Here is a 22,372-nt window from a genome sequence, read left to right as displayed (position 1 = left end):
ACAGGAGGCGACAGGGCGTCTCATAACTGGAACTTCCCGCAATCTTCCGAAATCTATTGCCATTTGATGAAAATTGATTTTTACTAAGTGGCAAGACATGGTGATGTAGACCACTTGAAAGCAGGTCAGGCAGTGGCAGCTGATTCTTCCACCCGAACAGTCGAGAGGGCACTTGCCCTCCTCAGTGCGGTTTGTACTGACGGCTCCATCAGCCTCAGTGACGCAGCACGGGTGGTGGACCTGTCGGCTAGTACCGCGCTTCGCCTCCTCCGCACCTTGGAAGGAAGCGGCTTCGTGACGCGGGATCCCGGGGGCAACTTCCGCCCGGGTGCCAGTGTCATTCAGCTGGGAGCGCTGGCGTTGGGCCAGGAATCCTTGGTATCGCTTTGCACGCCGCACATGAAGCGGCTTGTAGCTGAGACTGGCGAGTCCTGCTATTTGAGTATTCCCGGTCCTGGGGAAACCGGAATCTACATAGCCATCGTCGAAGGTACCCGCTCTGTCCGGCACACCAGTTGGGTCGGCAGGAGTATCCCCCTGGAAGGGTCCGCCGCCGGCAAGGTGCTGACCGGCGGACAAAACGGCCGCGGTTACGCCATTGTGCGGAGCGGCGTTGAAGACGACATAACGGCCGTCGCCGCACCCATTGTGATCGGCGGCCGAACAGTGGCAGCCCTCAGCATCGTGGTGCCCAGCTACCGCTTGGACGAGGCGAAGGCCCACACATTTGGCGAGGAACTGGTGAAGGTAGCCGACAACATCCTCGTGGAACCCGACGGAAACCATGAAGTGCCCCAGGAAAGCATGGAAAAGTAATGATCAAATTTGAAAATGTCACCAAGGCCTACCCTGACGGCACGGTGGCAGTCGACGGCCTCAACTTGGAAGCCCCCACCGGAAAGCTGACCATTCTTGTTGGTCCTTCCGGCTGCGGCAAGACCACCTCCCTGAGGATGATCAACCGCCTCATCGAACCCACCAGCGGCACCATCTACTTGGATGATCAGCCCACCTCCGGTATGGACGCAGCGTTGCTCCGCCGCAGGATCGGATACGTCATCCAGCACGCAGGGCTCTTCCCGCACAAAACCATCGTGGACAACGTCTCCACCATGCCGCTCCTGCTCGGGGAAAGCCGGCAGAAGGCCCGGGCCAAGGCGCTCGAACTGATGGAGCGTGTGGGACTGCCCACGAGCTTCGCCAAACGTTATCCGTGGCAGCTTTCCGGTGGCCAGCAGCAGCGCGTGGGTGTTGCCCGTGCGCTCGCATCTGACCCGGCATTCATGCTGATGGATGAGCCTTTCAGTGCCGTGGACCCCGTAGTACGCGCGCAGCTGCAGGAGGAGTTCCTCCGCCTGCAGCGCGAAATCGGCAAAACCATCATCATGGTCACCCACGACATCGACGAAGCCCTCAAGCTCGGGGACCAGGTTGCCGTGATGCGCGTGGGCGGCAAGCTCGCACAGATGGCGTCCCCTTCGGAGCTACTCACCGCACCAGCAGACGAGTTCGTGGCCGACTTCGTGGGCCGTGACCGCGGTTACCGCTCGCTCGGCTTTACCAAAACGGCCGGTGCCGTTGCTATCGGTGAAGAAGCTGTTGTTCACCTCGGTGCTTCAGCTGATGAGGCTCGCGCCAAGGCGCTGGGTGCTTGGGTGTTGGTGGTCGACGGCGGCCGGAAGCCTCTCGGTTGGGCTCAGACACAGCTTCTCAATGGTGAAGTGAAGCGGGAGAACCTGAATCTCAGCGGGATCCCGGCAGCAGCATCAGGAACCATGCGGCAGCTGCTCGACGCTGCCCTCTCCTCACCCAGCCGCCGCGGCGTGGTTGTCAACGAGCATGGCGAATTGATTGGGACCGTGTCTGCAACGGACGTGGTCAAGGCTATCGAGGCCGAACCACACCTGGAGACGATCTGATGAACTTCGAGTGGCTGGGCCGCCAGTTCGACAACATTGTGTTCCTGCTGGGCTGGCACGTTCTGCTGGCCGTCACCCCGCTGATCCTGGGGCTGCTCATCGCACTGCCCCTTGGCTGGTGGGCGCACCGCAGCCGGCGGATCTACCCGCTCTTGGTGGGTGTTGCCGGGCTGCTCTACACAGTCCCCTCCCTGGCGCTCTTCGTGCTCCTTCCCCTGGTCCTGGGTACCAAGATCCTGGACCCTCTCAACATTGTGGCCGCACTGACCATCTACACCGTGGCCCTGCTGGTCCGTGTGGTGGCAGATGCCCTAGATTCCGTTCCGGAGGATACCGTCCAAGCCGCCAAGGCCATGGGTTATCGCGGATACCAGAGCCTTCTGAAAGTTGAACTTCCCGTGGGTGTCCCGGTGATTTGCGCAGGCTTGCGCGTCGCCGCCGTCTCCAACGTCAGCCTCGTATCTGTCGCCGCCCTGCTGGGTATACCGCAGCTCGGTTCGCTCTTCACACAGGGCTTCCAGCTCCGTTTCTACACTCCGATCATCGCCGGCATTCTGCTTTGCGTGGTCCTGGCCATGATCCTGGACGGGGTGATCATCCTCATTAACCGGTGGCTGACACCGTGGACCCCCAAGGTGGTGGCATCGTGAACTACTTGTTCGACCCCGCACACTGGAGCGGCGCAGACGGGATCCCAACCCTGATCGCTGAGCACCTCCTGTACTCCCTTATTGCCCTGGCAATTGCCGCCATCATTGCCGTGCCACTGGGTATCTACATCGGTGTGACAGGCAAGGGTGTGTTCATGATCGCCGGCCTTGCCAACGCCCTCCGGGCACTTCCCAGCGTCGGCTTGTTGATCTTGCTGGTCCTGCTCATTTCGCCAGCCTTCCCCTCCCGTATGGGTTACGTACTTCCCAGTCTCATCGTGCTGGTATTGCTGGCAGTTCCGCCTATCCTGACCAACACCTACGCCGGCGTGCGCGCTGTGGATGCTGCCGCCGTCGACGCCGCCAAGGGCATGGGCTTCCGGACCATGAAGATCCTCACGGACGTCCAGCTACCTTGTTCACTTCCGCTGGTTTTGTCCGGTGTCCGCAGCGCATTGTTGCAAATCATCTCGACCGCGACCATCGCTGCATACATTTCGCTCGGCGGTCTGGGCCGCCTCTTGATCGACGGCAAGGCCCAGAACGACTACGGACAAATGGTGGCGGGGGCCGTTCTTGTCGCCCTGCTGGCACTGTTCTTCGACCAGCTTCTCGCTTTCATCACCCGCCGAGTTGTCTCACCCGGATTGACCCGGCGCACCATCAAATCGGCCACTGTGGCCGAACCCGTGAAGACCCCCGTCACGGTCTAATCAACACCGGCGCCGGTGGTTCGGCGCACAAGATTCACCTCCACCCACCCCAACCTGGCCGCTGCATGCCTTGCAGCACCCATTTCAGGAGAGTTGACATGAAGAAGTACCTCACCGGATTCACCCTGGCAGCCGTCGCTGCCATCACCCTGAGCGCCTGTGGCGGCGGGGACCCCATGAGCTCGTCCAACACAGCCGCAGCAGGGGGTTCGGCCGACAGCATCATCGTAGGTTCCGCGGACTTCCCCGAGAGCCAGCTGATCGCCAAGATCTACGCCGAAGCCTTGAAGGCCAAGGGCGTCGAGGTAACTGAGAAGCCGAGCATCGGCAGCCGTGAGGTCACCATCCCCGCCCTCAAGGACGGTTCCATCGACCTCATGCCGGAATACGGTGGCGCGCTCCTGCAGTACCTCGACTCCGCCACCAAGGCTGTTTCTTCCGAGGATGTTGCCAAGGAGCTGACCACAAAGATCCCGGCCGGCCTGACTGCATTGACTCCTTCCGAAGCAGAGGACAAGGACGTCCTCACCGTCAAGAAGGAAATCGCAGATCAGTACAAGCTGAAGACCATCGAAGACCTCCAACCCGTTGCGAAGGAACTTGTGTTGGGTGGCCCGCCGGAGTGGAAGACCCGCCTCAACGGGGTTGCCGGCCTGAAGTCCGTCTACAACCTTGAGTTCAAGGAATTTTCAGCGCTCGACGCCGGTGGGCCGCTCACGTTGAACGCCCTGCTTTCCGGTCAGGTACAGGTCGCCGACCTCTTCAGCACTGATCCCGCGTTGGCTGAGAACAACCTCGTGGCGCTTGAGGACAACAAGAACCTCTTCCTTTCCGAAAACATCGTGCCGGTCATCAACGAGAAGAAGTCCACGGACACCGTCAAGGAAACGCTGAACAAGGTCTCCGCTGCCTTGACTACTGAAGATCTCATCAAGATGAACGGCCGCGTGGCCAAGTTCGAGGACATCGGCGAAATCGCCAAGGAATGGCTCAAGACAAAGAATCTGGGCTAAGTCCCTGCTGGTTCATTTAGATGGTTGCTTTAGAGGAGTAAAGAATGACTGCCGATTTCACTACTGGTGCCCGTCCGGTTAAGGCCGCGCGGGGTACTGAGCTTACTGCCAAGTCGTGGCAGACCGAGGCGCCGTTGCGCATGTTGATGAATAACCTGGATCCGGAGGTTGCTGAGCGTCCGGATGATTTGGTGGTGTACGGCGGTACGGGTCGTGCGGTCCGTTCGTGGGCTGCGTTTGATGCGATTACCCGGACGTTGGAGTCGATGGAGAAGGACGAGACGCTTCTGGTGCAGTCGGGGAAGCCGGTGGGTGTGTTCCGTACTCATGAGTGGGCTCCGCGGGTGTTGTTGGCGAACTCGAATCTGGTGGGGGATTGGGCGACGTGGCCTGAGTTCCGCCGGCTCGAGGCCGAGGGTTTGATGATGTATGGGCAGATGACGGCCGGGTCGTGGATTTACATTGGTACCCAGGGCATCTTGCAGGGCACGTATGAGACGTTCGCTGCGGTGGGGAATAAGCTCGCTGCGGAGGGCCGTCACCCGGCGCCGGCCGCGGAGGGTTCCACGGAAGGACCTCTTGCGGGGACCCTGACCCTGACGGGTGGTTGTGGTGGCATGGGCGGTGCGCAGCCGCTCGCGGTGACGCTGAACGACGGTGCGTGCCTGATCGTGGACGTCGACGAGTCCCGCCTGCGTCGTCGTGTGGGGAAGCGGTACCTGGACGAGGTCGAAACGGATCTGGATGCTGCGATCAAGAAGGTCCAAGCCGCGAAGGACGAACGCCGTGGCTGGTCGGTGGGGTATGTGGGTAACGCCGCGGAGGTTTTCCCGGAGCTGCTGGCCCGGCATAAGGCCGGCGAAGTGACTTTTGATGTGGTCACCGACCAGACCAGTGCCCATGATCCGTTGTCCTATCTTCCGGAGGGCATCACCGTGGCGGAGTGGCATGTTGAGGCTGAGGCGGATCCGGAAGGGTTCACGAAGAAGGCCCAGGCGTCCATGGCACGGCAGGTCCAGGCGATGGTGGAGTTCCAGGACGCCGGTGCTGAGGTGTTTGATTACGGGAACTCGATCCGTGACGAGGCCCGCACGGGCGGGTACGGGCGGGCGTTTGAGTTCCCCGGCTTCGTTCCGGCGTATATTCGTCCGTTGTTCTGCGAGGGTCTGGGCCCGTTCCGTTGGGTCGCGCTTTCCGGGGACCCGGAGGACATTGCCGTGACGGACAAGGCCATCAAGGAGTTGTTCCCGGAGAACAAGCACCTGCACAAGTGGTTGGACGCTGCGGCGGACCGGGTGGAGTTCGAGGGCTTGCCGGCACGTATTTGCTGGCTTGGGTACGGTGAACGGGCCAAGGCCGGGTTGTTGTTCAACCAGTTGGTCAAGGAGGGCAAGGTCAAGGCCCCGATCGTGATCGGCCGTGACCACCTGGACTCCGGTTCGGTGGCGTCTCCGTACCGGGAGACCGAGTCCATGGCTGACGGCTCGGACGCTGTTGCTGACTGGCCGTTGCTGAACGCCCTGCTCAACACCTCTTCGGGTGCTACCTGGGTGTCGATCCATCACGGCGGCGGTGTCGGGATCGGCCGGTCCCTGCACGCCGGGCAGGTCTCCGTCGCTGACGGCACCGATTTGGCCGCGGAAAAGCTCGAACGGCTCCTGACCAACGACCCCGGCATGGGCGTCATCCGCCACGTCGACGCCGGCTACCCCCGCGCCGTCGAGGTCGCCAACGAACGCGGCGTCCGCATCCCCATGAACGAGACCGCCAGGACGCGGTAACTGCCTCTCGAAGATCCCAGGACGGCTATGCAATGCATCCTTGCCTAGCCGTCCTGGGGCAACGTAGGCACAGCTTCGAATCACAAACGTCAACACGGCCATCTGAGAGCGAGGAAACGCACTATGGACAGGGAGAGCCCGGGACCGTGGACATCAGTCGCTAGGGGAACGCGGGTGACAATGACAAAAGGCGGCCACAATCCGTTTCGTGGGACTGTGGATGATAGAACCCCGGACGGCACAATTCTCTGGATCCTTTCCAGGACAGGGATTCGGAAGCTCTTTCATACTGAGGACGGGTTTCAGTTGACCCCTGGTGAACGATGACGGCACTCTTACCACTGGCGTTCCAGCCTGAAACGCGGACTGATGTTCCGGACGAATACTCATATCGAGATAGTGCAGGCGTCGAACAAAACCAGTTGTCTTGTCCGGAGGACTGCTTTTACTGCACTGCACCGGAAACTGATTAGCGCCGGAAACTGATTAGGGACGAAACTGACTGGAAAGGACCGGTTTATGGTCACGATTGATGGCTTGACGCTGAACTTGGCCGATGTCGTCGCAGTAGCCGACGGCGAAGACGTCGTGCTGGCTCCGGAAGCTTTGGTCCGAATGGACCAATCGAGGAAGTCTGCGGAAGCTACGGCACTGCGACGTCCGGTCTACGGCCGATCGACCGGGGTGGGAGCGAACCGCACCGTTTCGCTGACGGAAGCCGAGAGCCGGGACACCCACGGATTGAAGCTTCTGCGCAGCCACGCTGTGGATGCGGGCAGAGCACTGGATCGCAGGACCGTTCGTGCGATGTTGGTTGTCAGGCTCAGCCAATTGGCGGCCGGCGGATCCGGGATCAACCCCTCCATTGCGGAACAATTGGTGGAACTTATCAATAGCGACGTCGTTCCGGAAATCCGCGAGTTCGGTGGCATAGGTACGGCGGATCTGCAGGCATTGGCCGGTACGGCGCTCACGATGCTGGGCGAACGCCAGCCATTGGGGGGCGGTAACGTTCCCGTTCGCCTGACGGGGTGGGCCACAGCCGATGCCCTTCCGTTCATCAGCTCCAGTGCACTGACTATTGGCCAGGCGATCCTGGCTCAGCAAAAACTGTCGAGTCTCTTGGACAACGCAGCGTCATCGGCTGCACTGTCCTTCATTGCGATGTCCGGCAACTCCGAAGCCCTGAGCCCCGCAGTAGCGGCGGCTGCGGATACCCAAGAGGTGGCGTCGGCCGCAACGAGGTTCCATGGCATGGTTCATGGCAGCGGCGAGCCTGCCCGCATCCAGGATCCATACTGCTTGCGTACCTTGCCGCAGATTTTTGGTTCCCAAGCCGAGGAACTCGCGGGCTTGCATGCTCTGCTGAGCCGTCTTGTCACAGTGGGCAATGAGAATCCGCTCGTTCACGGCTCGCCGTCTGATGGAACGCACGACGTCGCTCACCACGGGCTCTTCCAGATGACTAACCTTGCCCGCCGCGTGGATACGTTGCAGCTGGCCATCGGCGCGGCGTGCGCCACTCACCTGCGGAGGATCGATCTCCTGTGCGACCCGAAGTACACGGGCCTGCACCCCTTCCTGGCTGAGGACGGTTCAGGTCAGTCAGGGGTGATGATGCTCGAATACGTGGCTGCTGCCGCCGTCGGCCGGATTCGGGCCAACGCCCAGCCGGCAAGCCTGCAGACTGTGGTGCTGTCCCTCGGGGCTGAGGAAGATGCCAGCTTCGCAAGCGTGGCCACCGCCCAGTTGGAGTCGACGGCAGACGCACTCGCCACCGTTGCCGCCGTCGAGCTTGTTTGTGCTTCACGGGCCCTGCGGCTGCAGGGGCGACGACCCGAAGAGTTCGCCAGTGCACGGCTGCGCGCCATGCTGCAGGCAGGTTTCACGCTCCCGTCCGACGTGGGGGATCGCGACCTTCGCGGTGACCTGGAGATGGCCATCGAGCTCATAAAGAGTTCGTACTGGGGGTAAAGGGTTAGGACTAGGAGCTATCGACCGAATTCCACGAATGATAATGACCCAATAGAGAACGGCAGGCAGTCCGGAGACTGCCTGCCGTTCTCTATGAACCCGCTATTTATGGGCCGTTTGTCTATGAAACCGGGCCCTTAGTGGCCGGCTCTTCATGTCCAGGCATCAGTGCGCCGGAACGGATTCCTTGGCTGCTGCCTTGGGGTCCATGAGCTTCTTGTTGGGCAAGGCGAAGCTGATCAGGAAGGCTACAAGCATGAGTCCGGCAGCTGTAAGCATGACGATGTCGATCGCTTGGGCAAAGCCTTCGGTGATGGGTCTCGTCAGCGTGCTGTTGGCCGTGTGGAGCCAGCTGGTGTCATTCAGGGACTCGTTGTTGGCACCATTCTTGAAGAAGTCGAAGAGCTTGGCGTTTGCCGGGTCCGATGCCACCGCCGGGTCAGTCATAACCGCTTGGTAGTCCGGGCTGGAAGCGGCGGTCTTCATGCCGTCGGCGATTTTGTCGGCTGCCGTGCTGAACAGCATGGAGATGAACACCGCCGTTCCCACAGCGCCGCCCATGGAACGGAAGAACGCTGCAGTGGAGGTGCCTACACCCATGTCCTTGGGCGGGACCGACACCTGCATGGCGAGCGTGAGCGGCTGCATGCAGAAGCCCAGTCCGACGCCGAAGAACACTGCTATCAGGCCGGGAACCCACAGGCCGGTATCGACGCCGAGCACCAAACCCATGACAGTGGCTGCGGCGGCAAGGATAGCCGTACCCAGGATTGGGAAGATCCGGTAAACGCCTGATGAGGAGATGGTTCGGCCCGCGGAGATCGAGCCGAAGAGGATGCCCACAGTAAACGTGATCATCATCAGGCCGGCTTCGGTGGGAGTCAGCCCCTTCACGAGCTGCAGGTACATAGGCAGCATTGCGATTGCGCCGAACATGCCGATGCCGATGATGAAGTTCAGCAGCGACGACAAACCGAAAGTGGTGTTCTTGAAAAGACGCAACGGGATCAAGGCGTAGTCACCGGCACGCTTCTCAGCGAGCAGGAACGCCACAATGCCGATCACGCCAAGTCCGTAGCAGAGCCAGGATGCGCCGGAAGCCCAACCCCAAACACGGCCCTGTTCTGCAACAAGAAGCAGGGGGACAATGGCCAGCGTGATGGCCGCCGCACCCCAGTAGTCGATCTTTTGCTTCACGTGGCGCGCCGGAAGATGCAGGTACATGAAGACCACCACAAGGGCGGCGAGCCCGATGGGGAGGTTGATAAAGAAGACCCAGCGCCAACCTTCGAAGCCCAGGATATTAGCTGAGCCCGCGAAGGCCCCGCCGATCACGGGGCCCAGGACGGAAGAAATGCCGAAGACTGACATGAAGTAGCCCTGGTACTTCGCCCTGTCCTTCAGCGCCACGATGTCACCAATGATTGTCAGCGCCAATGCCAGCAGGCCACCGGCGCCGAGGCCCTGAATGCCGCGGGCAATGGCGAGCTCGGTCATGGAGTGGACCGATCCCGCGTAAAGGGAGCCAATCAGGAAGATCACAATGGCTACGAGATAGAGCGGGCGGCGGCCGAAAATATCGCTGAGCTTGCCGTAGAGCGGGGTGCTGACCGTCGATGTGATGAGGTAAGCCGTGGTTGCCCACGCCTGGAGAGACAGGCCATCGAGATCGTTGGCAATGGTGTAGATGGACGTGGACACGATGGTTTGATCCAGCGAGGACAGGAACATGCCGAGCATGAGCCCCACCATGACAGTGAGCGTCTGACGATGCGTCAGGACCTCACCGGCAGCCCGTACGGGCGCAGTTTTGGACATATCTTCTCCAGAGGTGGCAGAAAAGTGGTTTAAGCAGGATAGTTGCTTTCAGTAACTATCTTACGGCCCGATTGATTCCCCCCGAGAGAATGTTTCTTCTGCTTTTCTTGTGAGACGGCGACTTCAGGAGGGTTAGCGCTCCACCAAAATGCCGTCCGTGTCGCAGAAAATCATCACGCCGGGCTGGATCCTCACGCGGTCGATCACAAGCTGAACGTCCACCTCACCCACGCCTGTCTTGGCGCTCTTCTTTGGGTTGCTGCCGAGTGCTTTGACGCCCAGAGGCAGGCGGGCGATGGCCTCGCGATCGCGAATGGCCCCGTTGATAACTACTCCGGCCCACCCGTTTGCTACGGCACTTTCCGCGATCATGTCACCCATGAGCGCAGTCCTCAGCGACCCTTGCCCATCAATGACCAGAACGGCTCCGTCCCCGGGAGTGCTCAGGACGGTCTTCACCAAGGCGTTGTCCTCAAAGCATCGAACAGTGCGGACAGGCCCGCTGAAGTGTGTGTGGCCACCCAAGTTCTGAAACTGGACGGCGATGGATTCCAGTTCCTCGCCGCGTTCGTCGTAGAGATCGGCGGTATTTACTTGCTCGCTCATTGTGCTGCTCCTCTTTCGGTTTGAGGCCACACTAACGCTTGCGTCAGGGCTGCCGCATGAGATGTTTCGGCCTATGTGGATAAAAGGGGCGACGGCGGTTTAGTGTCGCTCCACCGCGCTAGGCTGAATCCAAACATTGAAACGAGGGGGAACCTGCCATGAGCTTGTCCGATCTACCGGGCCCGGTGCCGGATCCAGCCGTAGTCCGTGGAGGTACGGCGACGGCACTGGCTGAGCCTGTTACCCGTGTTCGGCCGATTTGGGTCACAGGCGTTGTCCTGATGAACCTAGGCATCAACGCGGCATTCTTTGGCCCCCTCCAGGTTCTTCTCGGACAGCAGGCAGCCCACTTCGATGAGGGTCAGAAAGAAGCAATCCTGGCTTTGGTTACTGGCTGTGGTGCCGCTGTTTCCATGGTTGCGAATCCCTTGTTTGGAGCCTTCAGTGATCGCACGACGTCACGATTTGGACGCCGTGTTCCTTGGGTTCTGATGGGTGCCATCCTGGCGGCTGTTGCGCTGGTTGCTTTGGCCGGTGCCCCCAATGTTGCAGCGATGACTTTGCTTTGGTGCCTGGTGCAGGCCGGAGCCAACGCCATGTACGCCGCCATAACGGCCGCCGTACCTGACCGCGTCCCGGTTCCACAGCGCGGAACGGTCGGCGGTCTCGCGGCCATGGGGCAGACGGTAGGTATTCTGATCGGCGCGGTGATCGCGGCGGTGGTTGTCGGGAACTTTGCAGCCGGGTACTGGCTGTGCGCCGCGGCGTTGCTCGCCGGCGTCGTGCTTTACCTCTTCAAGAATGACGACCAGCAGCTTCCCACAACCGAACGCCCGCCCTTCAACCTGGCAGAGTTCCTTAAGGGCTTCTGGGTTTCGCCTAAACGCTATCCCGACTTCGCCTGGGCCTGGCTGACGCGTTTGCTGGTAAGCACCGGTAACCACATGGTCACGTTGTATCTGTTGTTCTTCCTCAGCGATGCGGTCCGCCTAAAGGAAACCGAGGGAATCGATCCTTCTTTTGGTGTCCTCGTTCTTACCGGGCTTTACGCGGTCTCGGTCATTATTACCAGTGTTCTCGGTGGACGCCTAAGCGACAAGATGGGCAAGCGGAAGCCTCTGGTAATCGCGTCGTCGGTCATCATTGCACTGGCTTCGCTGATCCTTGCCTTCGCCCCAACGTGGATCGGCGGGCTCGCCGGTGCGGTGGTGTTGGGGATCGGATTTGGCGCATACCTCGCCGTCGACTTCGCGCTTATCACGCAGGTCCTTCCGACCGGGATGGACCGCGGACGGGACTTGGGTGTCATCAATATAGCCAATTCACTTCCCCAAGTGATCGCCCCTTTGATCGCATCGCCGTTTGTCCTTTACTGGGGCGGCTACGTCTCCCTGTACGTAGCCGCCGCGGTCATTGGGCTCTTGGGCGCCGTGTTCGTGGTGAAGATCAAGAGCGTCGCTTAGGTCTGGAACCGAAACTAGAACAGGTCCGTGAACCCGCCCCAGCCCCAGCCCACCACTTCGGCGCCAGCCCAGCCGGCATTGCCGTTGCCGTAGTAGGCGCGCAGCTGGCCGGAGCCGTCAACGGCGAAGACGTCGAGGCTGCCATCGGCGTTGATGTCGCCGGCGCTGCCGATCTTGCTCATGCCGTTCCAGCCTTGGCCAACAACTGTCATGCCGTTCCAGCCACCGGTGCCGTTTCCGCTGTAGAGCCTCAGGTAGCCGGAAGCATCGCGAGCTAAGAGGTCGACGTTCGTATCGCCGTCGAAGTCTCCGGGGGTGATGATCGCGTTCAAGGCGTTCCAGCCTTGGCCCGCCACGGACCTGGGCAGCCATCCACCCTCACCGTCGCCGGGGTAGAGGTAAAGAATTCCATTGGCGTCGCGGGCCAGGATGTCGTTGGTGCCGTCGCTGTTGAAGTCGCCGGGGGAGACCAGCGACGTGAAGATGTTCCACCCGGTCCCGACTTTCAGGGGACCGCTCCAGCCCCCTGCGCCATCACCGCTGTACAGGTAAAGGCCGCCTGCCGAGTCCCGGCCCAGGACGTCATTGCTGCCGTCGCCGTCAAAGTCACCGGGGGAGAGCACTGTGGGGAAGATGTTCCAGCCGGCGCCGACGGTCCGTGCCGGTTCCCAGCTGTTGAATACGCGCGGGTACATCACCAGGGCGCCGTCGGTGCGTCGGGCCAGGAGCTCGAACGCGCCGCGACTGGTGAAGCCATTGGGGCGGTTCGAGGCAGATATCGGGGCACTTTCTTCGCTGGCAACTTCCAGGCCCTCGCAGGGATGGTTTGCCACGAGGTGCGCTGCGATGGTTTTACCGCGGTCTTCTTCGCCGAGAAGGTAGTGGGGCCAGGTGGTGTGGTCGGCCGCCAACTCGCCGTCGCGAGTCCAGTAGATGCGTGTATCAGGCCCGGAGGCCTGGGCGCAGCCCTTATAGGCCATAGGATCCCATGAGACTGTCAGCGTGGAACCAACATAAGGAGCGCCGGTAATTACGGGAGGTTCAGGGTCCATGTTGGCCATGGCGGGAGTGGGGGCAAGTACTACTGCTGCAAAGATCGCAGCCACTACTCCGGCAATTGCCCGGCGCACGCCGGACGTAGGGCGTGATGAAGCAAACATTGTGTCCTCCCCAGACTTTATGCGGTTAATGGTACCGCGTCTGGGATTTTCCTAGAAGATTGCTGTGAACCATCCAAAGCCTGCGCCCACGACCTCGGAACCCTTCCAGCCGGTCCTACCGTCGCTGTAGTAGGCAAGCAAGCGGCCCTGCTGGTCCACGCCGTAAACGTCGGGGTAGCCATCGCTGTTGAAGTCACCGGCGCCGCCTACGAACCTGAGCGCATTCCAGCCGACCCCGATCATCCAGGACCGTGACCAGCCGCCCGCACCGTTACCCCCGTAGAAGAACAGGTATCCGCTGCGGTCACGCGCCAGGATGTCCACATTGCCGTCACCATTGAAGTCGCCGGGGGTTGCCAATGCGTCCATAACGTTCCAGCCGGTTCCGACGGCGGTTCGAGCCAGCCATCCGCCGGTGCCATTGCCCGGGTAGAGATAAAGGGCGCCGCCGGGTTCCCTTGCCAGAACGTCATTGTGGCCATCGCCATTGAAGTCGCCCGGGCTGATGATCGAGTCGAATACGTTCCATCCATTGCCGATGGACTTGGCCGGTTTCCATCCACCGGCCCCGTCTCCGCCGAAGAGGTAGAGTCCGCCGACGGAGTCGCGCACAATTACGTCGCTTTTGCCGTCGCCGTCGAAGTCACCCGGGGAGAATGCCGTGTTGAAGATACTGAAGCCATATCCCACTGTTCGGGCGGGGTCCCAGGCGCTGCTGTTTCGCCCGTATAGCAATAGCGAGCCGTCATTGGCGCGGGTTAGGAGTTCGAAGCTGCGTCCCGTGAATCCTGCCGCACGGTTCACGGCGCCAACAGGTTTGGTTTCGTTGCTGTGCAGGGATTCTGCGCCGCAGGCCGTTCTGCTGGCCGTGACGTGGGCGGCCATCCGGGCGCCCGTGTCATCGGGCTCAAGGAGGTAGCTCCGGGTTGTTTCGCCGGCCACGAGGAAGCCATCCCGGGTCCAGTACACCGTGAAGTCCGGGCCTTTGCCGCCGCCGCAGCCATAAAACGTGTAGGGACCTATGTCAGCGGTCAGTTTTTTGCCCACAAACGCTTCGCCGTTGAGTATCGGGTCTGGTCCGCTGCTGGGCGCGGCCGACGCCGGTAGGGGACTAAGTGCCATGGCCGCCACAGTGGCGGTCAGCAGTGCCGCTGCCACCCGACGTCGAAATGTCCCCATGCGTAATCCTCCCGATGCGCCATCCAAACCTGCATGAAGTGTATGTGCCTGCAGGGTAGATAGCCGGGAACGGCATAGCTCTTGGACGCAAATGGAGCTCTCAGCAAACGGTCATTTTGCTCCCGTATCATTGATGCGATCGGCCAGCCGCGGTCCTTGACCCAGCCGGCCCCTTCCTTGTCAGCCTGCCAAGAGATCGCCGGAAATGCCCGCATCAAACTCACTGGAACCCTACTCCCTTGACCTGACCACGGGGTTGCCCCGTATGGCTGCCGCGCCCACCACGCCGCGGCAGCAGCTGCGCTATGCCCGCATCCTGAAGACTGCCGAAGGATTTGCGCAGCGGCAGTTCGATACCTTGAGCTTGTCCGACGTTGCTGCACGCGCTGATATTCCACTTGGCACGCTCTACCGCTACTTTCCCTCCACAGCCCACCTCATGCTGGCCGTTTATCGGCAGCAATTGCGGGAACTCCGCGACGGCGTCCGGCTACGCGAGGGCAAAGGCCATGCCCTCGCGGGTTTGATGATGGAGATCTTCCATTTGCGGGTCATGCAGCCCGGGGTGGAACACTGCCTTATCAGGCCTGCGGGCAAGGACGATGACACGGCGCAGCTACTGCGGGAGATCGATGCTTTGTCCGAGGAAGTGGTTGGTTCGCTGAGCAGGGACCCCGGGAAGGATGCCGTCAGGGCCCGGATCCTGCTGCACTTGGTGAGCGGGTTGGTGCAAGCGGTCCGTTGTCGCAGGCTTTCTCTGTTTGAGGCCGAGAAGGATCTCAAGAAAGCATGCACGCTGCTCACTGGCGAGGAGTGAAAGTCCTGCTGGTCTAGACCGGCACGGCGTAAGAACACGTTTTTTGGAATGACGAGAGTCACAATTTCTGATGGTTGAACGTTTTACTCTCGAATCATCTCTCTTGGTATTGAATCTTGTACCCTCATCGCTTCCCTAGGCTGGAAACACCGAAGCGGCTAGCAGCCCCCTATCTGCAGAAGCAATGCCGGACCAGTCACCCTTGGTCCGCACCAGCAGTTCTGTTCCTGCCCGAATCGTGCCGTGGGTTCACGGCTAGCCTGAGGAGACAAAGACGTGTCCATTGAGACAATTGCAACTGATAACGACACCCTGGTACTGAGCGAAGAAGAGATCTTCGCCGCCCACGAAGGCGGCAAGCTGACTATTTCCAGCACCGTTCCGCTCAATAACAAGCGCGACCTTTCCATCGCCTACACCCCGGGCGTTGCCCAGGTCAGCCGCGCGATCCACGCCAACCCCGAACTTGCCCGCACGCACACCTGGGCTGAACGCCTGGTTGTTGTTGTCAGCGATGGCACCGCCGTTCTGGGTCTCGGCAACATTGGCCCCAGTGCTTCCTTGCCGGTAATGGAGGGCAAGTCGGCCCTGTTCAAGTCTTTCGGCGACCTCGACTCCATCCCGCTGGTGCTCAACACTACCGACGTGGACGAGATCATCGAGACCCTGGTCCGCCTCCGCCCGAGCTTCGGCGCCGTGAACCTTGAGGACATCTCGGCTCCGCGCTGCTTCGAACTTGAAGAGCGCCTCATCGAAGCCTTGGATTGCCCGGTCATGCACGATGACCAGCACGGCACCGCCGTCGTGGTTCTTGCCGCCCTGACCAACGCTGCCAAGGTGACCCAGCGCGAACTCTCCGGCCTTAAGGTTGTTGTCTCCGGTGCAGGTGCCGCAGGTATTGCCATTGCCGAGATTCTTCTTGCTGTTGGCATCCAGGACGTCATCCTGCTCGACTCCAAGGGTGTGGTCAACGCTGACCGTGCCGACCTCGTGGCTGACCCCGGCAGCGTCAAGGCCCGTATGGCCCAGCGGACCAACCCGCGCGGCATCACAGGTGGTCCGGGTGAAGGTCTGACGGGAGCGGACGTCTTTGTGGGCGTCTCCTCTTCCAAGTTGGACGAAGAACACCTGAAGCTCATGAACGACCAGTCAATCGTGTTCGCCCTGTCCAATCCGGACCCGGAAGTTCTTCCCGAGGTTGCCCGGAAGTATGCAGCAGTAGTTGCAACGGGCCGCAGCGACTTCCCGAACCAGATCAACAACGTGCTGGCCTTCCCAGGCATCTTCCGCGGCGCACTCGACGCCAAGGCCCGCCGCATCACGCCGGCCATGAAGATCGCCGCCGCCAATGCCATCGCCGAACTGGCCGCAGAAGACCTCTCGGCGGATTACATCGTGCCGAGCCCGCTGGACGCCCGAGTGGCACCGGCCGTCACCGCGGCAGTTGCTGCCGCTGTGGCTGAATAGCGGTTACCGACGTAGAACCGACGACGGCGACGCTCCCCGTGCTGGGGAGCGTCGCCGTCGTTTGTGGTTGAGCCGGTCTGGCTGCGCCGCATGCCAGCCAAACGGCCCCTAGACTTGGGGCCATGAATGCCGAACTTATCGTCACCATCCTGTGCGGCCTGGCCATTGCGGTAGGTGTCGCCGGAACCATCATTCCCGTGCTGCCCGGGAGCCTCCTCATTGGCGCGAGCCTGCTGGCTTGGGCCATTTGGGGAGGTGCCGGTCCGCTCGGCTGGGTGATCTTCGCCGTCGGAATGGTGTTCGTGGTGGCGGGAATGGCGGCCAGCGCCGTGCTCACCGGACGAAAACTGAAGCAGCACGGTATCCCCAACAGGTCCGTGCTGATTGGCGTGATCCTGGGTGTTGTGGGAATGTTCGTCATTCCCGTGGTGGGGCTCTTTGTTGGGTTCGCCGTCGGACTTCTCCTCAGCGAAGTCCAGCGGACCCGTGACTTCCGTACAGCTGTGCGGTCGAGCGGCGCTGCGCTGAAAGCGACCGGCATCGGCATCCTGGTGGAGTTCGGACTCGCCTGTGCTGCGGCCAGTACGTGGATCATCGGCGTCTGGATCAACGCCGTGAACGGCTGAACCTCTTCAAACCCTGCGTCGAGATGGCAGCTCACCCCCATGTTGCGGTTCAACATGGGGGTGAAGTGCCATCTCGGCGGGAGGGGCCGGGTGATTAGTGGTGCGCGGGGACGTGGACCTGCGCGGGGCGGAAGCTTGCACCGGCTCCGGGGAACAGTGGAACATCGATCCGTGCATGGGTGTGGATTTCCTGCACGGTGTCCTTAGTGTGCTGCGCTATCTCAACGAGCGTGGTGACCCACATGCCGTCCAGGTCCTTGACTCTCTCGATCAGCTGCTCCAAGGCAACGGCTCGGGACGGACGACCTGAAATGAACGGGTGGTTGGTCAGAACGAAGCAGCTGCCCTGGGAATGGTGCGCCTGGGCTTCAAGGGTCCACATCTCCAGCGCCTTGGCCGGGCTCTCGATGACCCCGCTGCCGGTGACTCCCGGGTAGAACCCGTACTGCTCCCAGTCATCCAATGCCCAGTCCACGGGGACCTCCACGATGTCCCGGGAATCGCCCTCGGCTACGGACATGCGGTAGGGGGCATCGCCGTCGAGCAGACTTGAGTCATAAAGGAAGCCTCGGTCCGCGAGCAGTGCCGGCGACTGCCAGTTCAACTCCCACCAGGGCGCCCGATAACCAACCGGTCGGCTCCCCGCGACGTTGGCCAGGGCTTCGAGTCCCCGGTCCAGGTAACTGGCCTCGGTTGCGGCGTCGATGCCCTGCATGGGCTCGTGAAGGTAACCGTGATGGGCGATTTCGTGCCCGCGATCAGCGATCATGCGGACAACGTCCGGGTAGCTTTCCGCAGTGAAACCCGGAATGAAGAACGTCCCCTTGACGTCCTGGCGATCCAGGATCTGAAGCAACCGCGGCACCGCGATCTTGGGCCCGTACGACTGGTGGCTCATGAGGGACATGCGCCGGGTGCTCGAAGGATCGTGCGCGATGGTGCAGGACTCAGCGTCGACGTCGAAAGTGAAAGACGCTGCGGCTTGGTAGCCCTGCGGCCACGTGATCGGGTGGAGCGAATCAGCGAAAGCGGGCTGGTTCATGCTGTGGTCCTTTCGGGAACTACGGGATTGGATGCGGCCGGCTGCGTGGCTGAGACGTGGTTCGAGTCCGCTAAAAGGTATTTCTTGTGTGCCCGCGGGCCGAGGACTGCGTAACTCGCAGCGCTGGTGAGGCCACCGGCCAGCCAGGAAAGGTCCCAGCCGCCGAGGGCCACGGCGATGGGGCCTTGCATGGCGGGAACCAGACCGTACATGAATAGCCAAGTGGAGAAAATACCTACTAGAAGGGACACAATTCCGGCCCAGTTGATCACGGGCAGGCGGTGCGTTCCTACGGCATCGAAGAGCCGGTCAACCTTTGCCGGCCAGCGCTTTTCCAGCCAGAAGTAGTGCACCAACATGACGCCACCCCAAGCGGCCACCCAAGCGACCAGGCCGATGAGCCAAGCGTCGAGCACCGCGGCGAAGTCCTCCTGGAAGATGAAGAACACGACGGCAATGAGCGAGAAGACGCCCACGAAGAGGTTGAGTTTGCGGCGACTGATCTTGATGTCCAGGGCTTGTGTGGCCACGGAGAAGGTGTAAATGTTCAGGATGTTGGTGGCGATGGGGCCGTGCAGCACCATGAGGAGGACAGGAAGGGCCAGGACGCCGAAGTTCTGGACGATCAGTTTTCCGGGGTCGATCTCGCCGCTATTGGTGGCCAGGCTTGCGCCGAGGACGCCCAACCAAACTACGGGGATGAACTGGCCGAGGACTGAGGCGAGGTAGACCCTGCGCTTGGGAACCGAAGTGCTGACGAAGCGGGAGTAGTCGGCGGCGTACGTGAACCAGGTAATGCCCCAGCCGATGCCGATGGCGGTCATCACGGCGCTCATGGCGGCGATGCGCTCGGACCCCTCGAGGATGTTGCCTGCGGGTCCTGCATAGCCCCAGTCGATCTTCATGCCGAACCATGCCACGCAAGACATGACGGCCAGAATGATGATGGTGGGCGGGACAGTCCACTTCTCAAAGGCTGCAATGGCTTTGTAACCGAACCAGGCGATGGCAACCTGTGCCGCCATGATGGCCGTGGCAACGCCGATCTTCCAGCCGTAGTTCAGGGCTTCGGGATCTACCCAACCAAGGGTTCCGAACAGCGCCATGACCAGGTCCAGGATGATCCATGTGTTGACGGCACACCAGCCGATCACCAGGAGTGCTTGAATGGCCGCGGGAAGGTAGTTGCCTTGACGACCGAAAGCGGCGCGGGCGAGCACCATGCCAGTGGCGCCGGTCTTCTGGCCAAGGAGAACGAAGCAGCCGAACAGCAGCATGCCGATCAGGTTACCCAGGACCAGGACGATCACGGTGTCAGCGAAACCGAGGCCGAGGTGGATGCCAAGGGCGCCGAGCACCCAGTTGATAGGTGCGAGGTTGGCGCCCGCCCAGATCCAGAATTGCCCGGAGACTTTGCGGGTGCGGTCGGCCTCGGGGATGGGCTGGAGCCAGGCTTCGCTGTCATGACCCGGCGCCGTTGCCGGACCCGACTGCGATGAACCTGAAGGCGCGGGGGAGAGGTTGTCTTGCATGGGGAGGGCCTCCGTGAGTGAAAGGGACCCTCTCAGCGTATGTGCCCCGGATCACAGCAACAAGATACGATGTGTCTAAGTAAAAGCTCAATCACCATACGGAGTGTCATGTCTATTGCGTTGGGTGCGGCGTTGGAGTACCAAAGTCTCCAATCTGCAGAACCGCGGTTCCTTAATAGCGTTCCGGAAGCGCTGAACCGTCCCGTCCGTTGGGTGCACTCCAGCGAGGTATTGGACATCGCACCGCTCCTCAGCGGCGGCGAGCTGTTGCTAAGTGGCGGCCAGGCGCTCGCCGGCGCCACTGCCGAGCGGCAAGCCGACTACGTCCGTGAACTGGCAGCCCGGGGGATCGCGGCGTTAGCCCTGGAGACCGGTCCGGCACTGCCTGAAGTTCCGGGGAGCATGCTGAAAATTGCCGAGGCTGCGGGATTGCCGGTGATAGAGCTGCGCCACGTGGTCCCGTTCGTTGGAGTCATGCAGGAGATCAATTCGCTCTTGGTGAGCGAATCCGTGGAGCACCTTCAGCTAGGTGACCAGGCCAGCCATGCGATGGCCGCTGAACTTGCCCACGGTGGCGGGCTCGACCAACTCCTGGCTGTCTTATCCGAAAGGACAGGTGCCGGCGCCAGGCTGGTCTCGCCGTCGGGCCTTACCCTGGGCGCCGCCGGATCTTTCGACGACGACAGCAACGTCACCACGGTGGATGTGCCGGTGCGCGGCGTCCTTGCCGCGCGACTTGAACTGCACATGCCCGACGACGGCGATGGCGGCCTCGCGCGGGTGGCGGGCGAACGTTCGGTGGACATCCTCGGACTGGCGTTGCTGCAACGCATGCCGCCCGGGTTGAAGGAGCTCGCGGGCATCGAGCTCATGCGTGCCATCAATTCCGGGAGCCAGCCATGGCAGCTGCAGCAGCTCGGACCGGCGTCGGGATTCCCGGTCAAGGGCTCGGTGGCGGCGGTAGTGATTCGGTCAACCGGTGCCGGGCAGCTTCGTCCGGCAGTGGACACGCTGCTTCGTGCATGTGTGCCGCACAGCGCCAGCTACGCCAACAATGCGGAACTCATCGCACTCGCGTCGTTGGTCGGAGGGGTGGCTGTGGATGGGGCGGCCACCCGCCGTGCACTGATGGATTCACTTCATCAGCTGGACGTGCCGGCCGGATCCTTGGTGGCGGTCGGACCTCTGGGCAAGGGAATCGGTGAGGCGTCGTGGTCTTTGGCTGAGGCGCGTCGTGTGCTGGATTTGCCCTCGGCCGGCGGCGGTGGCGGCGCCGGCGGCGGTGGCGGCGCCGGCGGCGGTGTTGTGGACGCTGACACACTGGCCGTGGAGCTCCTTGCCCAAGAGTCTTTGGACGCCGCCACCCGCGAGGTGTTCGTCCAGCGGCAGCTGGGTGCCGTTGTCGAGCATGATCGCCTGAAGAAGTCCGAACTGATGCGGACCCTGGCCGTCTGGCTGGATACAGGGTGCAACACTGCCCAAGCTGCGCGGGAACTGCACTTGGAGCGGCAGTCGCTACATCACCGGCTCCAACGGATTTTTGAACTGTGTGGCGGAGATCCACGGGGAACCGGCAGGCTGGCAGCGCTGCATCTGGCAACGCGGCTCGCCCGATTGTAGGTCCTTAAACGCCAATTCGATGGTTCCCTGCACACGCCGCCGTTCGCACAGCATCTGCGCAGGGAACCATCGAAATGGGTGCTTGCAGGGCCCTACTTCAGCACGATCGTCCTGTTCCCATTCAGGATGATCCGCCCCTCGCAGTGCCAGCGAACGGCGTTGCTGAGGGCCTTGCATTCGGTGTCCCGGCCAGCGGCTACGAGATCGTCCGGCCCGAACGTGTGGTCCACTTCCACTACCTGCTGGGCGATGATGGGACCTTCGTCCAACTCGCCGTTCACGTAGTGGGCGGTGGCGCCCACAGTTTTCACTCCACGCGCGTACGCCTGGTGGTAGGGCTTGGCGCCCTTGAAGCTAGGCAGGAACGAGTGGTGGATGTTGATGGCGCGGCCATCCAGCTTGCGTGCCAGATCGTCGCTGAGGACCTGCATGTACCGGGCCAGGACAATGAGTTCCACGTCCAGTTCGTCGATGATCTCCAGCAGGCGGCCTTCGGCCGCGGGCTTGGTGGCAGCCGTGACAGGGACGTGGAAGAACGGAATTCCGTGCCACTCCGCCAAACCCTGGTGGTCCGTGTGGTTGGAGACGACGCCCACCACATCGATGGGGAGCTCTCCGATCCGTGCGCGGAACAAGAGGTCATTCAGGCAGTGCCCGAACTTGGAGACCATGATCAGCACGCGTCGCTTGTAGCCCTGTTGCTCCAGCTGCCAGTTCATGCCGTACTTCTCGCCAACGGGAGAAAACGCAGAACGAAGCTCGTCAACAGTGGATTCATCACCGGTCGACGCGAAGTGGACCCGCATGAAGAAGTGGCCCTCAGCGCGATCACCGAACTGCTTGTTATCGATGATGTCGCAGCCGTGTTCCAGCAGGAAGCCGGACACAGCGTGCACGATTCCGGGACCTTCGGGACAGTCGAGGGTGAGCACGTGCTCCACCGTGGTCTCTGGAGAGGAATCGACGGTTGTTTCAGTTTGGATGGCAGTCAT

The 22,372-nt window shown here is 61.6% G+C and carries 19 protein-coding genes; 12 read left to right on the top strand and 7 right to left on the bottom strand.

Annotated features, from left to right (window positions below; all coding sequences use genetic code 11):
• The first annotated feature begins 87 nt into the window (after positions 1-87).
• The 7 genes from ACIQTW_RS18715 (at position 88) to ACIQTW_RS18685 (ending at position 8,050) form a co-directional block, all read left to right on the top strand.
• Positions 88-816, top strand: coding sequence for an IclR family transcriptional regulator (locus tag ACIQTW_RS18715; protein ID WP_402940058.1), 729 nt, complete (start codon positions 88-90; stop codon positions 814-816).
• A complete protein-coding gene (locus ACIQTW_RS18710; RefSeq protein WP_402940055.1) occupies positions 816-1,919 on the top strand; it encodes an ATP-binding cassette domain-containing protein in 1,104 nt (367 codons plus the stop codon). The genes ACIQTW_RS18715 and ACIQTW_RS18710 overlap by 1 nt, the downstream gene beginning before the upstream one ends.
• The gene (locus tag ACIQTW_RS18705) at positions 1,919-2,569 is read left to right on the top strand and encodes an ABC transporter permease (RefSeq protein ID WP_402940053.1); all 651 of its coding nucleotides are present in this window, start codon (positions 1,919-1,921) and stop codon (positions 2,567-2,569) included. The genes ACIQTW_RS18710 and ACIQTW_RS18705 overlap by 1 nt, the downstream gene beginning before the upstream one ends.
• Entirely contained in the window at positions 2,530-3,282 is a 753-nt protein-coding gene (locus tag ACIQTW_RS18700) for an ABC transporter permease (RefSeq protein WP_402940050.1), read from the top strand. Before ACIQTW_RS18705 ends, ACIQTW_RS18700 begins: the two co-directional genes overlap by 40 nt.
• A 98-nt stretch (positions 3,283-3,380) precedes the next feature.
• Entirely contained in the window at positions 3,381-4,295 is a 915-nt protein-coding gene (locus ACIQTW_RS18695; RefSeq protein WP_402940049.1) for a glycine betaine ABC transporter substrate-binding protein, read from the top strand.
• A gap of 44 nt (positions 4,296-4,339) precedes the next feature.
• Positions 4,340-6,076: a urocanate hydratase gene (locus ACIQTW_RS18690; protein WP_402940045.1), complete on the top strand. Its 1,737-nt coding sequence runs from the start codon at positions 4,340-4,342 to the stop codon at positions 6,074-6,076.
• Between the two features lie 519 nt (positions 6,077-6,595).
• On the top strand, positions 6,596-8,050 hold the full coding sequence (locus tag ACIQTW_RS18685; RefSeq protein WP_402940042.1) for an aromatic amino acid ammonia-lyase: 1,455 nt from the start codon (positions 6,596-6,598) through the stop codon (positions 8,048-8,050).
• A 165-nt stretch (positions 8,051-8,215) separates the two neighbouring features.
• Here ACIQTW_RS18685 and ACIQTW_RS18680 read toward each other — a convergent pair whose 3' ends face one another.
• The gene (locus ACIQTW_RS18680) at positions 8,216-9,868 is read right to left on the bottom strand and encodes an MDR family MFS transporter (RefSeq protein ID WP_402940039.1); all 1,653 of its coding nucleotides are present in this window, start codon (positions 9,866-9,868) and stop codon (positions 8,216-8,218) included.
• A gap of 132 nt (positions 9,869-10,000) precedes the next feature.
• On the bottom strand, positions 10,001-10,474 hold the full coding sequence (rraA, locus tag ACIQTW_RS18675; RefSeq protein WP_402940036.1) for a ribonuclease E activity regulator RraA: 474 nt from the start codon (positions 10,472-10,474) through the stop codon (positions 10,001-10,003).
• Positions 10,475-10,632: 158 nt separating this feature from the next.
• Between rraA and ACIQTW_RS18670 the strand changes: the two genes are divergently transcribed.
• On the top strand, positions 10,633-11,937 hold the full coding sequence (locus ACIQTW_RS18670) for an MFS transporter (protein ID WP_402940033.1): 1,305 nt from the start codon (positions 10,633-10,635) through the stop codon (positions 11,935-11,937).
• Between the two features lie 14 nt (positions 11,938-11,951).
• On the opposite strand, the gene ACIQTW_RS18665 is transcribed toward ACIQTW_RS18670, so the two are convergent.
• The gene (locus tag ACIQTW_RS18665) at positions 11,952-13,097 is read right to left on the bottom strand and encodes an FG-GAP repeat domain-containing protein (protein WP_402940030.1); all 1,146 of its coding nucleotides are present in this window, start codon (positions 13,095-13,097) and stop codon (positions 11,952-11,954) included.
• Between the two features lie 51 nt (positions 13,098-13,148).
• Entirely contained in the window at positions 13,149-14,276 is a 1,128-nt protein-coding gene (locus tag ACIQTW_RS18660) for an FG-GAP repeat domain-containing protein (protein ID WP_402940027.1), read from the bottom strand.
• A gap of 205 nt (positions 14,277-14,481) precedes the next feature.
• On the opposite strand from ACIQTW_RS18660, the gene ACIQTW_RS18655 reads away from it, so the two are divergent.
• The 3 genes from ACIQTW_RS18655 to ACIQTW_RS18645 all read left to right on the top strand — a co-directional run bounded on the left by ACIQTW_RS18655 (position 14,482) and on the right by ACIQTW_RS18645 (position 17,186).
• The gene (locus ACIQTW_RS18655; RefSeq protein ID WP_091463639.1) at positions 14,482-15,093 is read left to right on the top strand and encodes a TetR/AcrR family transcriptional regulator; all 612 of its coding nucleotides are present in this window, start codon (positions 14,482-14,484) and stop codon (positions 15,091-15,093) included.
• A gap of 276 nt (positions 15,094-15,369) precedes the next feature.
• Complete coding sequence (locus ACIQTW_RS18650) at positions 15,370-16,560, top strand: NADP-dependent malic enzyme (protein ID WP_402940023.1); 1,191 nt, start codon at positions 15,370-15,372, stop codon at positions 16,558-16,560.
• 122 nt (positions 16,561-16,682) lie between these two features.
• Entirely contained in the window at positions 16,683-17,186 is a 504-nt protein-coding gene (locus ACIQTW_RS18645) for a DUF456 domain-containing protein (protein ID WP_402940020.1), read from the top strand.
• A 94-nt stretch (positions 17,187-17,280) separates the two neighbouring features.
• Here ACIQTW_RS18645 and ACIQTW_RS18640 read toward each other — a convergent pair whose 3' ends face one another.
• Entirely contained in the window at positions 17,281-18,228 is a 948-nt protein-coding gene (locus ACIQTW_RS18640; protein ID WP_402940017.1) for a polysaccharide deacetylase, read from the bottom strand.
• The gene (locus tag ACIQTW_RS18635; protein ID WP_402940014.1) at positions 18,225-19,760 is read right to left on the bottom strand and encodes a purine-cytosine permease family protein; all 1,536 of its coding nucleotides are present in this window, start codon (positions 19,758-19,760) and stop codon (positions 18,225-18,227) included. The genes ACIQTW_RS18640 and ACIQTW_RS18635 overlap by 4 nt, the downstream gene beginning before the upstream one ends.
• 108 nt (positions 19,761-19,868) lie before the next feature.
• On the opposite strand from ACIQTW_RS18635, the gene ACIQTW_RS18630 reads away from it, so the two are divergent.
• Positions 19,869-21,380, top strand: a complete 1,512-nt coding sequence (locus ACIQTW_RS18630; protein WP_402940011.1) for a PucR family transcriptional regulator — start codon at positions 19,869-19,871, stop codon at positions 21,378-21,380.
• Positions 21,381-21,472: 92 nt separating this feature from the next.
• On the opposite strand, the gene purU is transcribed toward ACIQTW_RS18630, so the two are convergent.
• Positions 21,473-22,372 (bottom strand): formyltetrahydrofolate deformylase, encoded by a 900-nt coding sequence (gene purU / locus ACIQTW_RS18625; protein ID WP_091463620.1) that lies wholly within the window; start codon positions 22,370-22,372, stop codon positions 21,473-21,475.

Origin of the sequence: Paenarthrobacter sp. NPDC090517 (assembly GCF_044769165.1) — a bacterium.
GTDB lineage: Bacteria > Actinomycetota > Actinomycetes > Actinomycetales > Micrococcaceae > Arthrobacter.
This window is presented reverse-complemented; position numbering and strand designations above follow the sequence as displayed.

What these genes read in the sequence shown, in the direction of transcription:
- ACIQTW_RS18710 (WP_402940055.1), top strand. Translation starts at nt 816, where the DNA reads ATGATCAAATTTGAAAATGTCACCAAGGCCTACCCTGACGGCACGGTG.
- ACIQTW_RS18705 (WP_402940053.1), top strand. Translation starts at nt 1,919, where the DNA reads ATGAACTTCGAGTGGCTGGGCCGCCAGTTCGACAACATTGTGTTCCTG.
- ACIQTW_RS18695 (WP_402940049.1), top strand. Translation starts at nt 3,381, where the DNA reads ATGAAGAAGTACCTCACCGGATTCACCCTGGCAGCCGTCGCTGCCATC.
- ACIQTW_RS18690 (WP_402940045.1), top strand. Translation starts at nt 4,340, where the DNA reads ATGACTGCCGATTTCACTACTGGTGCCCGTCCGGTTAAGGCCGCGCGG.
- ACIQTW_RS18685 (WP_402940042.1), top strand. Translation starts at nt 6,596, where the DNA reads ATGGTCACGATTGATGGCTTGACGCTGAACTTGGCCGATGTCGTCGCA.
- ACIQTW_RS18680 (WP_402940039.1), bottom strand. Translation starts at nt 9,868, where the DNA reads ATGTCCAAAACTGCGCCCGTACGGGCTGCCGGTGAGGTCCTGACGCAT.
- rraA (WP_402940036.1), bottom strand. Translation starts at nt 10,474, where the DNA reads ATGAGCGAGCAAGTAAATACCGCCGATCTCTACGACGAACGCGGCGAG.
- ACIQTW_RS18670 (WP_402940033.1), top strand. Translation starts at nt 10,633, where the DNA reads ATGAGCTTGTCCGATCTACCGGGCCCGGTGCCGGATCCAGCCGTAGTC.
- ACIQTW_RS18665 (WP_402940030.1), bottom strand. Translation starts at nt 13,097, where the DNA reads ATGTTTGCTTCATCACGCCCTACGTCCGGCGTGCGCCGGGCAATTGCC.
- ACIQTW_RS18660 (WP_402940027.1), bottom strand. Translation starts at nt 14,276, where the DNA reads ATGGGGACATTTCGACGTCGGGTGGCAGCGGCACTGCTGACCGCCACT.
- ACIQTW_RS18655 (WP_091463639.1), top strand. Translation starts at nt 14,482, where the DNA reads ATGCCCGCATCAAACTCACTGGAACCCTACTCCCTTGACCTGACCACG.
- ACIQTW_RS18645 (WP_402940020.1), top strand. Translation starts at nt 16,683, where the DNA reads ATGAATGCCGAACTTATCGTCACCATCCTGTGCGGCCTGGCCATTGCG.
- ACIQTW_RS18640 (WP_402940017.1), bottom strand. Translation starts at nt 18,228, where the DNA reads ATGAACCAGCCCGCTTTCGCTGATTCGCTCCACCCGATCACGTGGCCG.
- ACIQTW_RS18635 (WP_402940014.1), bottom strand. Translation starts at nt 19,760, where the DNA reads ATGCAAGACAACCTCTCCCCCGCGCCTTCAGGTTCATCGCAGTCGGGT.
- ACIQTW_RS18630 (WP_402940011.1), top strand. Translation starts at nt 19,869, where the DNA reads ATGTCTATTGCGTTGGGTGCGGCGTTGGAGTACCAAAGTCTCCAATCT.
- purU (WP_091463620.1), bottom strand. Translation starts at nt 22,372, where the DNA reads ATGACTGCCATCCAAACTGAAACAACCGTCGATTCCTCTCCAGAGACC.